Origin of the sequence: Microbacterium sp. HMWF026, from assembly GCF_003061325.1 — a bacterium.
Lineage (GTDB): Bacteria > Actinomycetota > Actinomycetes > Actinomycetales > Microbacteriaceae > Microbacterium > Microbacterium testaceum_E.
The window spans coordinates 1-5380 of record NZ_QAJB01000261.1; the positions used below are offsets into that span (position 1 = coordinate 1).

Sequence of the window (5380 nt, forward strand, 5' to 3'; positions counted from 1 at the left end):
GCGCTGCTGTTCACCGCCGAGGGGGCCTGGCGCGGACGCGCCCCGAAGATCCAGGTCGCCAGCACGGTCGGCGCGGGCGACAGCTCGCTCGCCGGCTACCTGCTGGCCGCCGTCGAGGGGGCTGCGGCCCCCGAACGCCTCGCGCGCAGCATCGCCTACGGCGCCGCCGCCGCGACCCTGCCGGGGACCCAGGCCCCGACACCGGCCGATCTGCCCGCGGGCCCGATCGCCGTCTCCGCCTTCGCCACCCCTATCGCCACACCCTGACCACGGAGGTCACCGACAATGTCCGACATCATCACTCCGGAGCTCGTCACCCTCGACGTGCCCCTGGGCACCGACAAGCAGTCGGTGATCCGCGCCCTCGCCGAGCGCGTCGTCGCGCAAGGCCGCGCCCGAAGCGCACAGGAGCTCTTCGACGACGCGTGGGCCCGCGAGCAGAAGGACGAGACCGGCCTGCCCGGCGGGATCGGCATCCCGCACGCGCGCAGCGCCTCGGTCACCGAGCCCACCCTCGCCTTCGCCCGCCTGACCCCGGGCGTCGACTTCGGCGCCCCCGACGGCCCCGCCGACATCGTGTTCCTCATCGCCGCGCCCGAGGGCGCTGACGAGGCCCACCTGTCGGTGCTGTCGCAGCTGGCCCGCAGCCTCATGAAGGATGACTTCACCGGGGGGCTGCGTCGCGCCTCGTCGAACACCGAGGCTGTCCGCATCATCACGGATGCCATCGCCCCGGCCGCCGAGCCCACGGTCGCCGAGGCCGCGGCTCCGGCCGCCGCCACCCGCGCCGAGGCCCGCTCGACCACGGCCACCAAGACGAAGAAGATCGTCGCCGTCACCGCGTGCGCCACCGGTATCGCCCACACCTTCATGGCGGCCGACGCCCTGACCGCGGCGGGCGCCGAGACCGACGGCGTCGAGCTGATCGTCGAGCCGCAGGGCTCGAGCGGATACAAGGCCCTGCCGCAGAGCGTGATCGACGACGCCGACGCCGTGATCTTCGCGGTCGACGTCGACGTCCGCGAGCCCCAGCGTTTCGCGGGCAAGCCGGTCGTCCGCGCCGGGGTCAAGCGCGGCATCGAGCAGCCGAAGCAGCTCATCGCCGAAGCCCTCGCCGCCAGCGAGAACCCGAACGCCGCCCGCGTGCAGGGCGGTGCCGCGGCGGCATCCGCCTCGGACGCCCCCGTCGCCCAGCAGTCCGTGGGTCGCCGCATCCAGCGCTGGCTGCTGACCGGTGTCAGCTACATGATCCCGTTCGTCGCCGGTGGCGGTCTGCTCATCGCCCTGGGCTTCCTGCTCGGCGGCTACCAGGTCACGCAGAACGCGGCCAACGTCATCATCCAGAACTCGCTGTGGGACCTGCCCACCGACGGCATCACCTCGCCGCTCGGCCCCGTGGGCCAGTACCTCGGCTCGGTCTTCTTCATGATCGGCGCGACCTCGATGGGCTTCATCGTCGCCGTGCTCGCAGGCTTCATCGCCTACGCGATCGCCGACCGCCCCGGCATCGCCCCCGGCTTCGTCGCCGGTGCCGTCGCCGTGCTCATGAACGCCGGCTTCATCGGCGGAATCATCGGCGGTCTGCTCGCCGGATTCATCGCCTGGTGGCTCGGCCGGTTCGACGCACCCCGGTGGCTCCGCGGCCTCATGCCGGTCGTGATCGTCCCCTTCCTGGGCTCGATCTTCGCTTCGGGCCTGATGATCCTCTTCCTCGGTCGTCCCATCGCCGCCCTCATGGCCGCTCTGACCGAGGGACTCACCTCGCTCGCCGCCTCGAGCGCGGGGGCGATCGTGCTGGGCGTCATCCTCGGCCTCATGATGTGCTTCGACCTCGGTGGACCCGTCAACAAGGTCGCCTACGTCTTCGCCACCACGGGCCTCGCCGCCGCGTCGCAGACCAACACCGCCCCGTACCTGATCATGGCCGCGGTCATGGCCGCCGGTATGGTGCCCCCGCTCGCGATGGCCCTCGCCTCGACGGTCCTGGCGCGTGGCAAGTTCACGCCGGTGGAGCGCGAGAACGGCGCGGCCGCCTGGCTGCTCGGCGCCTCGTTCATCTCCGAGGGTGCGATCCCGTTCGCCGCGGCCGACCCGCTGCGCGTCATCCCCGCCTCGATGGTCGGCGGCGCGATCACGGGTGGATTGAGCATGCTGCTGAGCGTGCAGTCCTTCGCCCCGCACGGCGGTGTGTTCGTGTTCTTCGCGATCAACCCCTTCTGGGGTTTCGCGCTCGCGATCGTGGCGGGTACCGTCGTGACGGCGCTGCTGATCGTGGCTCTGAAGGGCATCGGACGCAGCACCAAGGACGCGGCCGTCGCCGAGGCCGCTCCGGCCGCCACCGTCGCCGCCTAAGACCCCACCGGTTCGAAAGGAATCACCATGGCAGAACGTCAGGCCACCATCGCCAGCAGCTCGGGACTCCACGCCCGCCCCGCGAAGCTCTTCGTGCAGGCCGTGCAAGAGAAGAAGGTGCCCGTCACCATCGCCGCCCAGGGCGGACCCGACCTCAACGCCGGCAGCATCCTGTCGCTGATGGGCCTGGGTGCCGGCCACGGCACGGTCGTGACGCTCAAGGCCGAGGGCGAGGGGGCCGAGCAGGCGCTCGACGAGCTCGTCGCCCTGCTCGAGACCGACCTCGACGCGCAGTAAACCCCGCTCCGCAGAACACCGGATGCCACGGCCCCCAGGGCTCGTGGCATCCGGTGTTCTCATGCACGGCACCGCGCGGCCGCGTGCCGGACTCCGGAGAACTCGACGGCTCGGTGCTCGACACGCCGCGCGCGCCCGGCGCCCGGGGCTGAGTCTCCGGAGTCGAGCCCGCGGCGGCGGCTCTCAGACCTCGACCGTGTCGCCCGGCGTGAGGTCGACGAACGAGCCGCCGTTCTGTTCGACGGCCCACGTCAGGCGCGCGTCGCCCATCTGCTTGCCCGCGACCGAGAGGGTCATGTCGTGCGTGGCGAACACGCGCTCGGGCTTGACCGCGAGCACGTAGTCGATGGCGTCGCCGATCTTCAGCCAGGGGGCGCCGACCGGAGCGGCGAGCAGGGCGACCTTCTTGTGCTTGGGCACCGCGTACGAGTCGCCCGGGTAGTAGAGGGCGTCGTTGACGAGGACGCCGACGTTGTCGACGACGGGGATCGACTCGTGGATGACCTCGTGGCGTCCCCCAAAGAACTCGAGGTGGAACGGGCCGAGGTCCAGGCTGTCGCCGGGGTGCACCACCGTGACGTCGAACCCGGCGGCGGCGTTGCGCACGCCCTCGGGGCCGTACACGGGCACGTCGGGGTGCGCCTTCTGCAGGCGGGTGAGGTGTTCGGGGGTCCAGTGGTCGGCGTGCTCGTGCGTGATGACGACACCCACCAGCCCGACGAGGTCTTCGAGGGGCGAGGTGAAGCTGCCCGGGTCGATGACGAGCGAGTGCCCGCTCTCGACGAGGACGAGGGACGCGTGTTCGTGCTTCGTGAGGCGCATGGACCGAGTCAACTCCCGGCCGGGGGAGGGCGGCAAGTCCTGGCGCCCCGGGTGAACATCGCCTAACGGGTCTTCCGATGGGCGCGGGTTCGCGGTACCGTGGCCGGACACGCCCGGGATATCGGTGGCTCGGCCCCGATTTTGCGTGCGCGTCATTCGTGGTGCATACTTGAACACGTTGCGACGCGGCCCCATCGTATAGCGGCCTAGTACGCCGCCCTCTCACGGCGGTAACGCGGGTTCGAATCCCGCTGGGGTCACTCGGACGAGAGTCCCAGGACATAGCAACACGGAAAGCCCCCGGAAATCCGGGGGCTTTCTGTTTTTAGAGTGGCTCACCACTACATCTGGTGACCCCCTCGTATAGCGACCCGACTCCCAGGTCTCCGGAGCCCGCGGAAGTCGCTATTCTCCGGGGTCAAATCGGACCCTGGAATCAGGCCACGGCAACCCTCGGTCCGAAGCGCCCTGACGGCGCGGGCGGGCAATGGGCCGAACAAAAGCCGATTCGTCGCAGCAACCCCGAGACCCGCGCATACGAGAAGATCGGTGCGACGAGGGGCAGGCCGCGCTATGCGGTCGCCAGGGTCAGCGCACGTTGCACCGCGGCGCCGAGCCGGCTTGGCTCTGGCGAGCGCAGCTCTTCGACGTCGTCCATCGGCGTGAAGCCCTCGCTCGCCCCACCGTTCGCTTTCGGGGTCACCTCGACCAAGGTGAGGTCGCTTGACCCCTCCGCCCACACCTCGACGCCGCGAACACCCTTCGCGTAGGCGGCGTAGGTCGGCGCTCCCACCCACGCGAGGAACGCTGCGTCTGGGGGATTCTGGCGGAGGTCGCGCGCCGGGAGCACGCCGTCGGTCGAGCGCTGAAGCCCGGTGACCACTGCATCGCCGAGCGCTCCCGCGTCTGCCGCGGACTCGACCACGAGAGGCGTGCCGTCAATAATGCGGTGGCCGTCCGAGGTCTTCGAGTATGTGATCACGAAGATGCGTCCGTCTCGTTGCTGTTCGACGCTTACCAGCCGGTCGCTCAACGTATTACCTCCACCACAAGCTTCACGTCCTTCTCACCGGTGTGCCGCGCCATCGTAGCCAGCGATGCTTGTCGCGACACCCGTCGTGCGGTCGAACCGGTCGATAGTCGGGAACGATGCGGGAAGATTTCCCGCCATCGCCATCAGGGAACATGACGGCAGCGATTTGAGTGACAAGCTCCCAGCCTTCCGGAGCGGGCAGCGCGCCGCCCTCGACGCTCGGCACCTGGACGGCGTTCGAGTGTGACCGTCGATACGCTGACCGCGCGGCCCGCCCGGCGGCACCACCAGCCCCCGCTGCGCTCAGCCCTCGCGCGCGGTACGCCGACGGCGCAGGTACCGCCGGACGGCCCAGACGACCGCGGCGACCACGCTGGCCACGACGATCCACGGCAGCAGGAACCCCAGGCCGATCACCACGCCGTTCAGGGTCGCGACGAGTCCGTTCCACCCCGCCGTCAGGCCGTCGCCGAAGCCCGCGGGGTCCGCCGTGACGGATGCCGTCCGCTCGGTCAGCTGCACGCTCAGCGACGACAGGGCTATCTGCGACTCGATGCTCTGCAGCACCTGGCGGTCGCTGTCGAGCTGCGCCTGACGGTCGGCGAGCGCGGACTCGGCCGTGACCAGGTCCGAGACGGATGCCGCCTGCGCGAGCAACTGCGTCAGCCGGGCGACCGAGGCCTCACCGGCGGCCACGCGCGCCCGCAGGTCGACCGTCTGCTCGGTCACGTCGGAGCGGGTGACGCTTGTGGCGGTGACGTCGCCGATCGAGCGCAGGCCGTCCATGACCTGCGCGAGAGAATCGGCGGGCACCCGGACCGTGACGAATCCCGACCCGACCGCGGGTCCCGACGCGCCGTCGATCGGCATGACGGC

Annotated in this window: 6 protein-coding genes and 1 tRNA gene; 4 read left to right on the plus strand and 3 right to left on the minus strand. The window is 70.6% G+C overall.

What is annotated here, in order from left to right:
• The 3 genes from DBR36_RS10270 to DBR36_RS10280 form a co-directional block, all read left to right on the plus strand.
• Positions 1-267, plus strand: a 267-nt coding sequence (locus tag DBR36_RS10270; protein ID WP_258222711.1) for a PfkB family carbohydrate kinase, incomplete at its 5' end; no start/stop codon positions are given.
• Between the two features lie 18 nt (positions 268-285).
• Complete coding sequence (locus DBR36_RS10275; protein ID WP_108319099.1) at positions 286-2352, plus strand: fructose-specific PTS transporter subunit EIIC; 2067 nt, start codon at positions 286-288, stop codon at positions 2350-2352.
• 27 nt (positions 2353-2379) lie between these two features.
• The gene (locus tag DBR36_RS10280; protein WP_108319101.1) at positions 2380-2649 is read left to right on the plus strand and encodes an HPr family phosphocarrier protein; all 270 of its coding nucleotides are present in this window, start codon (positions 2380-2382) and stop codon (positions 2647-2649) included.
• A 183-nt stretch (positions 2650-2832) separates the two neighbouring features.
• Here the strand turns inward: DBR36_RS10280 and DBR36_RS10285 are convergent, their stop codons facing one another.
• The gene (locus DBR36_RS10285; RefSeq protein ID WP_108319103.1) at positions 2833-3471 is read right to left on the minus strand and encodes an MBL fold metallo-hydrolase; all 639 of its coding nucleotides are present in this window, start codon (positions 3469-3471) and stop codon (positions 2833-2835) included.
• Positions 3472-3658: 187 nt separating this feature from the next.
• On the opposite strand from DBR36_RS10285, the gene DBR36_RS10290 reads away from it, so the two are divergent.
• A tRNA-Glu gene (locus DBR36_RS10290) sits at positions 3659-3731 on the plus strand.
• A gap of 311 nt (positions 3732-4042) precedes the next feature.
• Here DBR36_RS10290 and DBR36_RS10295 read toward each other — a convergent pair.
• Together DBR36_RS10295 and DBR36_RS10300 are read right to left on the minus strand one after the other, a co-directional pair.
• Positions 4043-4504: a hypothetical protein gene (locus DBR36_RS10295; RefSeq protein WP_146185319.1), complete on the minus strand. Its 462-nt coding sequence runs from the start codon at positions 4502-4504 to the stop codon at positions 4043-4045.
• Between the two features lie 303 nt (positions 4505-4807).
• Positions 4808-5380: DUF4349 domain-containing protein (locus DBR36_RS10300; RefSeq protein ID WP_146185320.1), on the minus strand; the 573-nt coding region annotated here is incomplete at its 5' end.